This window comes from Polaribacter sp. Hel1_85 (genome assembly GCF_000766795.1).
Lineage (GTDB): Bacteria > Bacteroidota > Bacteroidia > Flavobacteriales > Flavobacteriaceae > Polaribacter.
Window position 1 is genome coordinate 1212923 of the sequence record NZ_JPDS01000002.1, and the last position, 13310, is coordinate 1226232.

At 29.9% G+C, this 13310-nt stretch carries 14 protein-coding genes; 7 read left to right on the forward strand and 7 right to left on the reverse strand.

The window, feature by feature from the left end; translation table 11 throughout:
- The first annotated feature begins 7 nt into the window (after positions 1-7).
- Positions 8-2482, forward strand: coding sequence for a T9SS type A sorting domain-containing protein (locus tag PHEL85_RS12500; RefSeq protein ID WP_036825451.1), 2475 nt, complete (start codon positions 8-10; stop codon positions 2480-2482).
- Positions 2483-2492: 10 nt separating this feature from the next.
- Here PHEL85_RS12500 and PHEL85_RS12505 read toward each other — a convergent pair whose 3' ends face one another.
- The 4 genes from PHEL85_RS12505 to PHEL85_RS12520 all read right to left on the reverse strand — a co-directional run bounded on the left by PHEL85_RS12505 (position 2493) and on the right by PHEL85_RS12520 (position 5312).
- Positions 2493-3104 (reverse strand): hypothetical protein, encoded by a 612-nt coding sequence (locus tag PHEL85_RS12505; protein WP_052108560.1) that lies wholly within the window; start codon positions 3102-3104, stop codon positions 2493-2495.
- 15 nt (positions 3105-3119) lie between these two features.
- Entirely contained in the window at positions 3120-3599 is a 480-nt protein-coding gene (purE, locus tag PHEL85_RS12510; protein WP_036825454.1) for a 5-(carboxyamino)imidazole ribonucleotide mutase, read from the reverse strand.
- An 83-nt stretch (positions 3600-3682) separates the two neighbouring features.
- Positions 3683-4837 (reverse strand): 5-(carboxyamino)imidazole ribonucleotide synthase, encoded by a 1155-nt coding sequence (locus PHEL85_RS12515; RefSeq protein ID WP_036825455.1) that lies wholly within the window; start codon positions 4835-4837, stop codon positions 3683-3685.
- Positions 4838-4895: 58 nt separating this feature from the next.
- A complete protein-coding gene (locus PHEL85_RS12520; RefSeq protein ID WP_036825457.1) occupies positions 4896-5312 on the reverse strand; it encodes a Rieske 2Fe-2S domain-containing protein in 417 nt (138 codons plus the stop codon).
- Positions 5313-5419: 107 nt separating this feature from the next.
- Between PHEL85_RS12520 and greA the strand changes: the two genes are divergently transcribed.
- The 3 genes from greA to PHEL85_RS12535 all read left to right on the forward strand — a co-directional run bounded on the left by greA (position 5420) and on the right by PHEL85_RS12535 (position 7011).
- On the forward strand, positions 5420-5893 hold the full coding sequence (gene greA / locus PHEL85_RS12525; RefSeq protein ID WP_036825460.1) for a transcription elongation factor GreA: 474 nt from the start codon (positions 5420-5422) through the stop codon (positions 5891-5893).
- 254 nt (positions 5894-6147) lie between these two features.
- Positions 6148-6537 (forward strand): HIT family protein, encoded by a 390-nt coding sequence (locus tag PHEL85_RS12530; protein ID WP_036825463.1) that lies wholly within the window; start codon positions 6148-6150, stop codon positions 6535-6537.
- Positions 6538-7011, forward strand: coding sequence for a hypothetical protein (locus PHEL85_RS12535; protein WP_036825466.1), 474 nt, complete (start codon positions 6538-6540; stop codon positions 7009-7011).
- On the opposite strand, the gene PHEL85_RS12540 is transcribed toward PHEL85_RS12535, so the two are convergent.
- Positions 6997-8145 (reverse strand): sensor histidine kinase, encoded by a 1149-nt coding sequence (locus PHEL85_RS12540; protein WP_036825469.1) that lies wholly within the window; start codon positions 8143-8145, stop codon positions 6997-6999. The genes PHEL85_RS12535 and PHEL85_RS12540 overlap by 15 nt on opposite strands.
- A gap of 78 nt (positions 8146-8223) precedes the next feature.
- Between PHEL85_RS12540 and PHEL85_RS12545 the strand changes: the two genes are divergently transcribed.
- Both PHEL85_RS12545 and PHEL85_RS12550 read left to right on the forward strand, forming a co-directional pair.
- A complete protein-coding gene (locus PHEL85_RS12545) occupies positions 8224-9084 on the forward strand; it encodes a flavin reductase family protein (RefSeq protein WP_036825472.1) in 861 nt (286 codons plus the stop codon).
- A 5-nt stretch (positions 9085-9089) separates the two neighbouring features.
- Complete coding sequence (locus PHEL85_RS12550) at positions 9090-9458, forward strand: DUF3127 domain-containing protein (RefSeq protein ID WP_036826345.1); 369 nt, start codon at positions 9090-9092, stop codon at positions 9456-9458.
- Positions 9459-9601: 143 nt separating this feature from the next.
- On the opposite strand, the gene PHEL85_RS12555 is transcribed toward PHEL85_RS12550, so the two are convergent.
- Positions 9602-9847 carry a DUF1456 family protein gene (locus tag PHEL85_RS12555; protein ID WP_036825474.1) on the reverse strand — a complete coding sequence of 82 codons (246 nt, stop codon included), beginning with the start codon at positions 9845-9847 and terminating at the stop codon, positions 9602-9604.
- Positions 9848-9877: 30 nt separating this feature from the next.
- Positions 9878-10510 (reverse strand): YqaA family protein, encoded by a 633-nt coding sequence (locus PHEL85_RS12560; RefSeq protein ID WP_036825476.1) that lies wholly within the window; start codon positions 10508-10510, stop codon positions 9878-9880.
- Between the two features lie 104 nt (positions 10511-10614).
- On the opposite strand from PHEL85_RS12560, the gene PHEL85_RS17400 reads away from it, so the two are divergent.
- Positions 10615-13266: a chondroitinase-B domain-containing protein gene (locus PHEL85_RS17400; protein ID WP_052108561.1), complete on the forward strand. Its 2652-nt coding sequence runs from the start codon at positions 10615-10617 to the stop codon at positions 13264-13266.
- Positions 13267-13310: the final 44 nt, after the last annotated feature.

The window sequence follows — 13310 nt, forward strand, 5'->3', positions numbered from 1 at the left end:
CAGAATTATGAAAAACATATTAATAATATTAGTTCTAATTTTAACGACATGCTATAGTTATGCTCAAACAGAAACAGATGGGTTATATTTTGATGGAATAGATGATAATATAACAGTACCAAACACTTCAAATATTAATCAAACAACAACCAATAATAGAACTTACGAAACTTCTTTTAAAGTAATAGATGCTGGCTCTGCAACTAAACAAATTATTATGAAAGAAGGTGGAGGAACAAGAGCTGTTATTATATATGTAGAAAGTGATTATTTATATTTAGGAGCGTATAACAGAACTGATTATACACCTACATGGCAGGGTACTTTTTATAGAGAACCTATTCTTGATGATACTTGGTATCATATAGCTTTAGTTTTTGATGATGCGCAACCTGGAGTTGCTCCAATGACAGCTACAGCTAATAATGCCTTAAAATGGTACTTAGATGGCGTGTTAATGGGGCAAATTTCTGGGTACCAATTAGGTAGCCATAACTCAATAAGACTGGGATATAAAAATGAAACCCTACGTTTTCCTTCTTGTGGTAGTTGGACGGCAACAGGTCTTTCTGAATATTGTTTTGGAACCATAACTAATGATACAGGGGGAAATGAATATTATTTTAACGGATACATTTGGGGATTTAGGTTGTGGAGTGATGTAAGAACACCAACAGAAATTGATGATTATAAGAGTGATATAATTACTACTGTTGGAACAGATGGTTTAGTAGCAGCTTTAGATGGAGATACTTTTACTTATTTAGATAGTTCTGATGACCCTGTTGAAGCACCAGTTTCTGCTGCCACAACAATTATATGGAGTGCAACTGCTGGTTCTACGGATTGGAATACAGGTTCTAATTGGGAAGATGGAGTTGTACCAAATGTAGCTACAAAACAAGGAGCTGAAATACAAGTATCTGATAATTACCCTATAATAACTACTCATATTGTAACTGGAGATTTACTAGTAAAATCAGGAGCAGAAATAACAATAAATAGTGGAGCTACTTTAGAAATTGCTTATGATTTAACAAATAACGGTACTATTTCTGTTGATGATACAGGTAGTTTAATTTTAAGAGAAAAAGAAGCCTCTACAAGTCTAGGAGAATTTAGCGTTCAAAGAACGACACCTACTTACGCTGGTAATGATTTTTATTCTTATTGGAGTTCGCCAGTTATTAGTACAGATTCTAATATTGCAACAGTTTTTCCTGATGCAGAGCTTATTTATTTTTTTAATGCTATTACAGCAGGTTCTGATTGGGCTCTGAATGGTACGGCAGATTTTAATTCTGGTATAGGTTATGCAATACAAAATGAAGGAACAGGAGGACAATTAAGAACCTTTTCTGGAAACATTAATAAAGGAGATATTGTAGTAGATATATACAATACATCAAACCTTGCAGGTGAAGGAAGTGATGAAGTAGTTTGGTCTACAGAAGGTGATAATTTGGTTGGTAACCCTTATCCTGCTGCTATAGATTGGGATTTAGTTATTACAGATCCAGATAATACAGAAATAAATGGAGAAATTTATTTTTGGAATCAAAATACTGCAGAGGTTGGTGAAAACAATGTATCTGATTATCTAGTATATAATTTAACTGGTGGTGCTTCAAATACAGCTACAGGTAAAATTGGTTCAGCACAAGGGTTTTTTATAAAAACAGAAAGTTTAGAATCAGATTTAAAAATAACATTTAAAACTACACACCAAGTTCCTGGTGAAAATACAGTGTTTTATAGAAGCTCTAGCACGAATTCTAATACTCAGAAAACAGCAGGACGTTCATGGTTTTCTTTTAATCATAATAATAAAATAAATACATTATTGGTTGGTTTTTTAGAAGGAGCTACCAATGAATATGACAGATTGTATGACGCTCCTTTTGATACAAGTCAAAAATCAATAGGGTTTTACACTTTAGTAAATGGCTTGAGTAAAGCAGCAATACAAGGTTTACCAGAATTAAATGAAGATGAGGTAATTGTTGAAATGGGTTATGTTGTTGATGAAATGGGAGAGTATTCAATAGATATTAAAGAAGAGTATATTGATGAAGATTACTATATTTATTTATTAGATACCGAAAAGGAAATTACGGTAGATTTAAGACAAAAAAGTTACGATTTTACAATTGAAACTACTGGAGAAAATAATACAAGATTTAAAGTTATTTATACTAAAGAAGAAAGAAATTCTTCAGTAAAAGTATTAAGTACAGATTCTTTTTCTACTGACTCAAAAAACTTAACAGTATTTATTAATGCTGGAAAAGAACTAATAGTAGCTTATGATTTAGAAACTATAAATAAAGTGACTGTTTTTAATATACAAGGAAAAGAAGTTGCTGCTTTTTTAGGTGCGCAAACTAAAGATATTTTTAACCTGTCTAAAGGAGTTTATATTGTAAAAGCGACTTTAGAAGATAATAGAGTATTCAATAAAAAAATAGTGATAAATAAGTAGTAATTATTATTTAATTGTAATTTTTATAATATCCAAAACCTAAAACAAGTCCTGCTCCTATGTAGGACTTTTTTGATATTGTACCATACAATTTAAAACCGCTACTCATACCAAATCCAGTCTTTTTTCCTATAGGAAATAAACCAAAGAGTTTCATTTCTTCTTTATCTGTATCAAACCAATGAAAACTAACCTCTAAAGGAAGACCAATAAAATTATCGCGACTAATAATTTCTTGATCTGTGTTATTTATTTCGTTAAATCTTATAAAGGAAATTCCTGTAGAAAAAGCATAAGAAAACCCGTTTTTTATGTGTCGTCTTCCATATAAAAAAGAATTTTCTGCAACGTTTACTCCTGTGTCTAAAACTGTAAATGGAAGAAAGAAAAAAACTAAAATGCCATCATCTTCAAATTTTTTTGATAAACTCCTTTTAAAAGTAAGCAAGTTTTTATTATGCTGATAATTTAATGAAAAACCGGCATTTACACTTCCACCAGAAACTGAAGAGCCACCAATTAAGAAATCAGCATAAAAAATACTATTTCCTGCTTTTTTTTCTTGAGAATAACATAGGGTTGTAACTACAATTAAAATTGCAGTATATAATTTCTTTTTCATTCTCTAAAGATAACATTATTTCCTAACACGTTCAGAAGCTTTTTCAACTTTTAACTTTAAACCTTCTTTGTAAGCAACAATTTTATCTAAAACACATTTGTCTGAAGCTCCAATTATTTGAGCTGCTAAAATACCCGCATTTTTTGCTCCATCTAAAGCTACAGTAGCAACAGGAACTCCACCAGGCATTTGCAAAATTGACAAAACAGAATCCCAACCATCTATAGAATTTCTACTTTTTACAGGAACACCAATAATAGGCAAAGGACTCATAGAAGCGACCATTCCTGGTAAATGAGCAGCACCTCCAGCACCAGCAATAATTACTTTAATGCCTCTTTTGTGTGCGTTTTTAGAATAATCAACTAGTTTTTCTGGAGTTCTGTGAGCAGAAACAATATCTACCTCAATTTGTATGTCAAAACTCTCTAAAATATCTATTGCTTCTTGCATTATTGGAAGATCAGAATCACTTCCCATTATTATTCCTACCATAATTATTTTTTTATTCTGAACTTGTTTCAGAATCTGTTTCTTATTTATAAGAAGCTGAATCAAGTTCAGCTTTAGAGTAATTGCTATGCAATAACTCTAATTGTTTCTTTTACTTTTTGTGCTACTTTTCTAGCGGTATCAATATCATGATTTACTATAGTAACATGTCCCATTTTTCTAAAAGGACGTGTTTCTTTTTTGCCATAAATATGAGGTGTAACTCCATCAATACTTAAAATTTCTTCAATATTTTCATAAATTACATCACCAGAAAAACCTTCTTCACCCACTAAATTTACCATAATTCCAGCAACTTTACTATCTGTATTTCCTAATGGAAGATTTAAAATTGAGCGTAAATGCTGTTCAAACTGATTGGTATAACTTGCTTCAATAGAATAATGACCAGAATTATGTGGTCTTGGAGCAACTTCGTTAACTAAGATTTTATCATCTGCAGTTTGAAACATTTCTACAGCCAATAAACCAACAAAATCTAAATCACTTACCACTTTTAAAGCCAATTTTCTAGCTTTTTCTGCTACTTGAGAGTCTATTCTTGCAGGACAAATAACATATTCTACTTGGTTGGCTTCTGGGTGAAACTCCATTTCTACAACAGGATATGTTTTTGTTTCACCATCAGCATTTCTTGCCACAATTACTGCCAATTCATTTTTAAAAGGAATCAGTTTTTCAGTAATACATTCAACATTTGGCAAAGATTCTAAATCTTCTACATTTCTAACAATTTTCACACCATTTCCATCATAACCAAAACGAGCAGCTTTCCAAACAAAAGGAAAATCAATAATACTATTTTCGTAAGAATGTTTTAATTCTTCTAGATAAGCATAATGAGAAAATTCTGCAGTAGCAATTTGGTGATCTACATAAAAATTTTTCTGTCTTGCTTTACTTTGAATTATTCGTAAATCTTTAGGTTTTGGGTAAATAGTTAAACCTTCGTCTTCTAATTTATCTAAAGCATCTAAATTTACATTTTCGATTTCTATAGTTAGCAAATCTACTGTTTTACCAAAGTTATAAACGGCATCAAAATTTAATAAATCTCCAACCACAAATGTGTTGCAAATTTCTGCACAAGGTGCATTTTTATTACTATCTAAAATAGAAGTATGAATATCGAACTTTTGCGTTTCTGCTAAAAGCATTCTACCTAATTGTCCACCACCAAGAACACCTAGTTTAAAATTTGAAGAAAAATAATTTTTCACGTTGAATATTGTTGTGTTTCAGCAAAAATAAGCAACTCAATTTAACTAATCTACTAAATTAATTTCTTATTTGTATAGCATCATTACCAATTAAGTTAACTGTATACATTAACATACCACAACCTTCTTCTCCTATGAGCCTTCCGCCTTCTAAATAATTATAGCTTTTATTATGGCAAGAGCAAGTTACAGTTGGTAAATTTGAAATATCTAAAGGTGTATTACAACTTCTGTCTGGGCATTCTAAATCGAAAGCTATAAAGTTAGACGAATTGTTTCTTATAATAAAAATAGATCTACCGTTAATTGAATAGGTTTTACTAGTACCATTTATAGTTAAAGTTTGGTAACCAGGTAGTCTTGTATTTAAAACTTCATTTAGGTTTACGCCCGTAAAACAATCATTAATTTGTGTATTGTCTTCACATGAAAATAAGACGAAGACGAATAGCAAAATAGCAAACTTTTTTATCATAATTATCTTTGTTATCTTGATAACGATCGCAATTTACAAATATTTTGTACATTTGTAAGACAATCTCATTCCTGTTTAGGTAATGGGATTTTTTAAATTTAAACATCATGAGTGAAATATCATATTATTCAGCAGAAGGATTAAAGAAATTGAAAGATGAATTGTTGCAACTAGAACAAGTTGAACGTCCAAGAGTTACTACAGAAATTGCAGATGCAAGAGATAAAGGAGATTTAAGTGAGAATGCAGAATACCATGCAGCAAAAGAAGAACAATCTCATTTAGAATTTAAGATAGCAAAATTAAAGAATGTAATTTCAAATGCAAGAATTCTAGATGAATCTCAATTAGATACTTCTAAAATATTGATTCATTCTATCGTAAAAATTAAGAATGTAGCCAATGGAATGGAATTTTCTTACACTTTAGTAGCAGATTCTGAAACAGATGTTAGAAACGGAAAATTATCTGTAAACTCACCAATTGGTAAAGGTTTATTAGGTAAAAAAGTTGGCGATATTGCAGAAATTCAGGTTCCAAATGGAATTATGAAATTTGAAGTTATAGATATTTCTAGATAATTTTTTTAGAAGCTATTTCCTGCTTTCACTACTCGCTTTTTTGTTAGAAAAACAAAAAGAGCTCAAACAATAAGCCTGTCTTGAGCGAAGTCGAAAGGTTCAATCAGGGCTAAACTAGTTTACAAGCTTTTATTATTATCAATAAACTTAATAGAACTTTAAAATTATAAATTCGGGTTTTTAGCATTGCTAAAACCCGAATTCTTTTTTATATTTACTAATAACTAAAAACCAACAACTAACAACTGTTTTATATGAGCATATTCACAAAAATAATAGACGGAGAAATTCCTTGTTACAAAGTTGCAGAAGACAATAATTATATCGCTTTTTTAGATATCAATCCAAATGCAAAAGGTCATACTTTGGTGGTTCCAAAAAAGGAAGAAAACAAATTGTTTGATTTATCAAAAGAAGAATATAAAGATTTGATGGATTTTTCTTACAGAGTTGCAAAAGCGTTAGAAAAAGCTGTTCCTTGTAATAGAATAGGTATGAGTGTTATTGGTTTAGAAGTACCTCATGTACATGTTCACTTAATTCCGATTAATAAAATGTCTGAAATACAGTTTAAAGACAAAGTACAATTAACAAATGAAGAGTTTGTTGCTTTAGCAGAAAATATTGCTGATAAATTTGAGTAAATGAAAAAATCAAAAGAAATTTCTGACAGATTTAAAGAAGTTTTTTTAGATGGAACTTGGATTGCAAATACAAATTACAAACAACAATTATCTGACGTTAATTGGCAACAAGCAACTCAAAAAATTAATTCTTTAAATACAATAGCATTACTAACTTTTCATGTAAACTATTATCTAGATGGAATTATAAATGTTTTTGAAGGAGGTGATTTAGATATTAGAGATATGTACAGTTTTAATGCGCCAGAAATTAAAAATGAAAAAGAATGGATAGCTCTAAAAGAAAGTCTTTTTTCAAATGCTAGTATTTTCTCTAATCACATTGAGCAATTAACAGAAGAAAATTTAAATAGTAATTTTGTAGACAAAAAATACGGAAGTTTTTATAGAAATATTGAAGGAATGATAGAGCATGCTTATTATCATTTAGGTCAAATCTCTTTGTTGAAAAAACTAATTTTAAACCCTGTCTAATTGAATTTCAAAAGTAGTTCCTTTCCCAACTTCAGATTTTTGCACAAATATTTTTCCTTTATGATAATCTGTAACAATACGTTTAGAAAGCGATAAACCTAATCCCCAACCACGTTTTTTTGTGGTAAAACCAGGCTTAAAAATCTGTTTATATAATTTTTTAGACATTCCTTTTCCGGTATCAGAAATGGTGATTTTTACTTTTTTAGCAGTGTTTTCTATATTTAGTTTCAATTTTCCCTTACCTAACATAGCATCAATAGCATTTTTGATGAGGTTTTCTATAACCCAACCAAATAATTCTGTATTTAATTTGGTGTAAATTTCATCATCAGTAGTAGAAAAAGAAAAGGAAATTTGCTTAGAACTACGTGATTCTAAATAATCGAAAGCTTGTTTTGTGATGGTAACAATATTTTCTTTTTTTAATTCTGGTGTAGAACCTATTTTAGAAAATCGATTTGCAATTGTATTTAATCTACTAACGTCTTTTTCTATTTCTTCAACATATTTATCATCTACTTTTTCCATTTTTAAAATAGCAATCCAACCTAATAAAGAAGACAAAGGTGTACCAATTTGATGTGCAGTTTCTTTTGCCATTCCTGTCCAAAGTTTATTAGTTTCAGCAACTTTATTAGAATTGTAAAACATATAAATAACACTCAAAAACAGAAACAAAATAAGAATTAAAGCAACAGGATAATAGGTTAGTTTGTTTAATAAATCAGAATTACGATAATAAATAAGTTTTTTGTTTTTTCCTTTGTAACTAACTTCAATCGGCTCATTTTCGGCCTTCATTTTTATTAATTGTGCTTCTAAGTACTTTGGGTCTAAAGATTTAAGAGAATCTAGATTTTGAGACTCCATTAAACCGTTTTCATCAACAGAAATTAAAGGAATGTTGCTATTGTTTTCTAAAATTTTTAAAGGTAGATCAACATTAGCATTCAAATCATCATTATTACCCAATTCTTTTTGTGCAGCAGCCAGAATTTCCATTTTAATTCTTTCTTCATGTTTAAATTTTTGAAAGAATGTATAAGTATTCCAAAGAATAAGGGAAACAATAACAAACGAAACTAGAATAGTAATTCGTTTAAATAATAGTGTGTTTGAGAAAATAATCATTAAAACAAATATAAAGGTTTCCAGTATATAACTCGTTTAAAGATTTGATAGTATATTTACGTATCTAAAAATTTATGTATGCTGTCTATCAATCCAAAAGAGATTTCTACTCAAAAATTGCATGGTTATTTATTAGGTGCAATTGCACCAAGACCCATTGCTTTTGCAAGTACAATTGATGAAAACGGAAACCCAAATTTATCGCCTTTTAGTTTTTTTAATGTTTTTGGAGCAAATCCACCAATATTAATTTTTTCTCCTGCAAGAAGGGTTAAAAATAATACTACAAAACACACTTTAGACAATGCTTTGGCTACAAAAGAAGTGGTAATAAATGTTGTAAATTATGATATTGTACAACAAATGTCTTTAAGTTCTACAGAATATCCAGAAGGCGTAAATGAGTTTGATAAAGCAGGATTTACAATGTTACCATCAGATGAAGTGAAACCATTTAGAGTAGCAGAATCTCCTGTGCAATTCGAATGTAAAGTAAATGATGTTATTTTTACAGGTGATAAAGGTGGAGCAGGAAATTTAATAGTTTGTGAAGTAGTAAAAGTACATATTTCTGAAGATGTTTTATCTGATGATGGCAACATAGATCAACACAAAATTGATTTAGTAGCAAGAGCAGGAGGAAGCTATTATACAAGAGCTAGAGATGGGTTTTTTGAAATTCCGAAACCAATTTCTACTTTGGGGATTGGAATTGATAAAATTCCAGCTGAAATTAGAAATAGTACCGTTTTAACTGGTAACAATTTAGGGATGTTAGGTAATGTAGAACAATTGCCAAATGAAGAGTCTGTTAATAACTTTAGTAAAGAACATCCTGAATTTATTGGATTAGAACCCACAAAAAAACATACATTTGCGCAAGCGTATTTAAAAAAGAATGATGTAGAAAGTGCTTGGAAAGTACTTTTATTAAAATAGAAATTATGGAAGTTATTGGTAAAGTAAAATTAATTGGAGACGTACAGACTTTTGGAGCTAACGGATTTAGAAAAAGAGAATTAGTAGTTACAACAGATGATCAATATCCACAAATGATAATGATAGAATTTGTACAAGACAAATGTGATTTGTTAAACAATTATTCTGTTGGTCAAGATGTAAAAGTAGCAATCAATTTAAGAGGTAGAGAGTGGATTAATCCACAAGGTGAAGCTAAATATTTTAACTCTATTCAAGGATGGAGAATTGAAAACTTATCTCAAGCTGCATCAAGTAGTAATTTACCTCCAGTAGATCAATTTCAGCCAGCATCTAAAGTTTCTGATGCAGAACCAGATGATTTACCTTTCTAGACTATTGAATTTTTAATAGTTAGAATTTTAGATAAAAATAAAAAAAGAGTGTGATTTTTAAATTACACTCTTTTTTTATATAAAATTTTGTCTTGTTTTTTTAATCTAAAGATCTAATAATCCCAGAGTCTAAATATCTGAAACTATTTTTTTTCTCCCTTTTTTGGCATTGGTCCACGTAAATGAATAACCAATCCGTTTAAAAAGTTACGTAAAATTTGATCTCCACATTCTACATATTTATCGTGATCTTCACTTCTAAATAAAGCACCTAATTCTGCTTTACTTACTTTAAAGTCTACCAAAGCACAAATTTTTACAATATCAGTATCGCGTAATTTATGAGCTACGCGTAATTTTTTTAAAATGTCATTATTTGTTAATCCCATTTAGCAAATATAATTATTTTTAATCTGAGTTTAATCTACAACTTTAAAAATTGCCCATGCATAAATTGCAAATCGAGCAAAACGAAATAATCCAAATAAAACAACGTTTTTAAAAGGATATTTAATCATACCAGCAGCAGTACAAGAAATAGAAAAAGGCACTGGTAATAAAGCACCTACTAATATTAAGAAACCACCCCACTTTTTAGAGTTCTTAAGGTGCTTAGCCATTTTTACTTCTAAATAAGTTTTTACAGAGTCTATTCTTAAAACCATTTTCCCAATAAAGTAAGATAGTAGGCCTCCAGAATAAGAAAGAGTAGCAAGTATGGCCAGATTTAAAATTGGTTCTGCGGTTTTTTTAGTCCAAGCAATAAATATTTCTGGAGGAATTAACCCCAACAGTGTTTCGGAAGTAAAGAAAAAAGAAAAAATACCAAGTCTAGAAAACGTTTCTGTAATAGACTCTAATCCTTCATTAATATTATATACATATCTATTTACCAAAAATAGACCAATAACAACAGAGACTATTGGGATAAAAGCTTTTTTTAAGCTTTCCCAAATAAACATATAAAAACCAGTTCTAGAGTAGTAGCTGTGCATTAGCTTAGCTCTCTCTTTTTTAGTTTTTATTCTTTTTTTTCTTGTCGTTTTAGACATCTAACTTTTGTTGAAATAGTTTGCAAAAATAGTGACTTCTAATCTATAAATACTACAAATTATCTACTTTTAAGATATAGATAAATTAAATTTAATTTGTATATTTGGTTAACCAATCTGGTTATCCAAATATTTTTTATGAAAAAACTGCAATTTTACCCAAAAAAAGTAAGAAATTAAATTTTTCGAAGGCTCAATTTCTTTTCACTTTTATAATTCTTCTTACAATACAGGCAGAATTATATACACAAACCCTTTATACAAGTGATACCGATTTAAGAAACGCTGTAAATGCGGCCACAGAAGGAGGTACATTTATAGTTAAAAATGGATCTTATGATGATTTTAGTGGAACATTTGAAATTATGGCAACAGAGGAAAACCCTATTATAATAAAAGCAGAAACTGTTGGAGCTGTTACACTTACAGGAGGCTCTGGTTTTGTATTTAGAAAATCTGCGTACATAACTTTAGAAGGGTTTATTTTTGATGGTGAAGACAAAAGTACTATCATAAAGTTTGAAGGCTCAAATAATATTAGAATTACTCGAAATGTTTTCAATTTAAAAACAGATGACGACAGTACAGCAAAATGGATTTATATTGGTGGTTATTGGGATGATAAAAGTTACCCTTTTCAATGGCCAAGTCACAATAATAGAATAGATCATAATATTTTTCAGAATAAATCTAGACCAGGACATTATATAACTGTTGATGGGAATGAAGATGAAGATACTGAAATATTCTATCAATCTCAATATGATAGAATTGACCATAATTACTTTAAAAATAACAGTCCAAGAGCTGTAAATGAACAAGAATCAATAAGAGTTGGTTGGAGTGAAATGTCACAATCTAGTGGTTATACAACTGTAGAATATAATTTATTTGAAGATTGTGATGGAGATCCAGAGATTGTATCTGTAAAATCTAGTGATAATATTATTAGACATAACACTTTCTTAAAAAGTTATGGAACTTTGTCTTTAAGACATGGTGATAGAAATCGTGTAGAAGGAAATTATTTTTTTGGAGGAGATAAACCAATTAGTACTTCACCAGATGGCGCCACTCTTTATACAGGTGGAATTAGAATTTACGGAAAAGATCATGTTATTATTAATAATTACATGCAGGGTTTAAATGGTACAAGATGGGATGCCCCTATTACTCTTACAATGGGTGATGCAGTAGAAGGGAATTCTGATTTATCAGCACATTTTATTGCAAAAAATGTTTTAATTGCATACAATACCTTAGTAGATAATAGCCATGGAATTGAAATTGGTTTTAGCAATAATGGTAAGTATAGCAAAGACTTAGAAAATATTACAATAGCTAATAACTTAATAACTGGTTCAGAAAATGCATTGGTAGCCATTAAAGATGGTAATGATCAAGGAACCGATATTACTTGGAAGAATAATTTATTTAATCCAACAGGTAGTGCTACTACAATTGTAGATGCAACTACCACTTCTTTTACAGAATCTATGGTTAAAGATGAAAATCCTTTTTTAGTTTCAGAAAGTTATAATGATTATACAGTTTGGAGAACATCAGCATCTTCACCTACGTATGCAAATGCAGTTACTTCCGAAACAATAACTATAGATATTGAAGGACAAACAAGACCAACAAACAGCAATCCAGGAGCAGATCATTTTAGTACAGAGTCAGAAAGATTTATGCCTTTACAACCAGCTGATGTTGGGCCAAATGCATATGAAACAGATGATAGTTCAGAAAGTTTATATATTTCTACGATAACAAGTTTTGGTGTTCCAGAAGAGACACAAACAGTTACAGTTACAGCAAATGTAGATTGGTCAGTTACAGATGATCGTGATTGGGTAACAGTAACACCAAGTTCAGGTTCTAATAATGGTTCTTTTGATATTACAGTTACTGCAAATATTGAATTTACAGAACGTACAGGTAAAGTAACAATTACTGGAGGAGATTTAACCAGGTTGTTAAATATAACACAAGCAGCTGCAGATCCAAGGTCTACATTTACTTTAATTAATGATGATACTGCAACAGACAATGTTACTGTAGCATCTGTTTTTCATGAAGAAATAGACCCAGATAATGATAAAAATAATGTAGCTATACATAGTTTGGATAAAGATTTTGATACACAATGGTCTGGAAATGGAGTTCCAGGAGAAATTGTTTATAATTTAGGAGGCACTTTTGATTTAGCTTTAGTTGATTTTGCAACTACAAGTGGAAAAACGTATGAGTTTCAAATTTGGGTTTCTACAACAGATACTGCAGAAGCTAGTTTTTCTAATGCGTTTCCCAATGAAGGAAATACAGATGGAAATTTAACAAGTAATTCTACAGGAGAATTTAAAGCATTTATTTTACCAACAGTAATTTCTGCTGTAAAATATGTGAAAATAATTGGTTATGGTCAACCAGCAAGACCAAGTGATTGGAATACAATAAAAGAAATTGAGTTCTATAAAACTAAAACTTTATCTGTAGATAATGTTCAGCAATTAAATACTTTAGTATATCCAAATCCAACAAATAACACGCTGCACTTAAGTAATATAAATGATAATGTTACTAGTGTAAAGGTAATAAGCTTAAACGGTAAAGTAATAACTACTCAAAAAATTAAAACGTCTCAAAAAGAATTAACGATTGATACTTCAAGATTTGCAAACGGACTATATATTGTTCATATACTAAGCCCTAAGCAAGAGAAACAATCTAAAAAAATAATTATTCAACATTAAAATATTGCACCTACCTTTTCTAAGAAAAAGCCTTGTCAATTTTT

Coding starts and splice junctions, on each gene's coding strand:
- PHEL85_RS12560 (WP_036825476.1), bottom strand. CDS start 10,510: ATGTCTAAAACGACAAGAAAAAAAAGAATAAAAACTAAAAAAGAGAGA.
- PHEL85_RS12505 (WP_052108560.1), bottom strand. CDS start 3,104: ATGAAAAAGAAATTATATACTGCAATTTTAATTGTAGTTACAACCCTA.
- PHEL85_RS12545 (WP_036825472.1), top strand. CDS start 8,224: ATGCTGTCTATCAATCCAAAAGAGATTTCTACTCAAAAATTGCATGGT.
- PHEL85_RS12500 (WP_036825451.1), top strand. CDS start 8: ATGAAAAACATATTAATAATATTAGTTCTAATTTTAACGACATGCTAT.
- PHEL85_RS12520 (WP_036825457.1), bottom strand. CDS start 5,312: ATGATAAAAAAGTTTGCTATTTTGCTATTCGTCTTCGTCTTATTTTCA.
- purE (WP_036825454.1), bottom strand. CDS start 3,599: ATGGTAGGAATAATAATGGGAAGTGATTCTGATCTTCCAATAATGCAA.
- PHEL85_RS12540 (WP_036825469.1), bottom strand. CDS start 8,145: ATGATTATTTTCTCAAACACACTATTATTTAAACGAATTACTATTCTA.
- PHEL85_RS12555 (WP_036825474.1), bottom strand. CDS start 9,847: ATGGGATTAACAAATAATGACATTTTAAAAAAATTACGCGTAGCTCAT.
- PHEL85_RS12535 (WP_036825466.1), top strand. CDS start 6,538: ATGAAAAAATCAAAAGAAATTTCTGACAGATTTAAAGAAGTTTTTTTA.
- PHEL85_RS12530 (WP_036825463.1), top strand. CDS start 6,148: ATGAGCATATTCACAAAAATAATAGACGGAGAAATTCCTTGTTACAAA.
- greA (WP_036825460.1), top strand. CDS start 5,420: ATGAGTGAAATATCATATTATTCAGCAGAAGGATTAAAGAAATTGAAA.
- PHEL85_RS12550 (WP_036826345.1), top strand. CDS start 9,090: ATGGAAGTTATTGGTAAAGTAAAATTAATTGGAGACGTACAGACTTTT.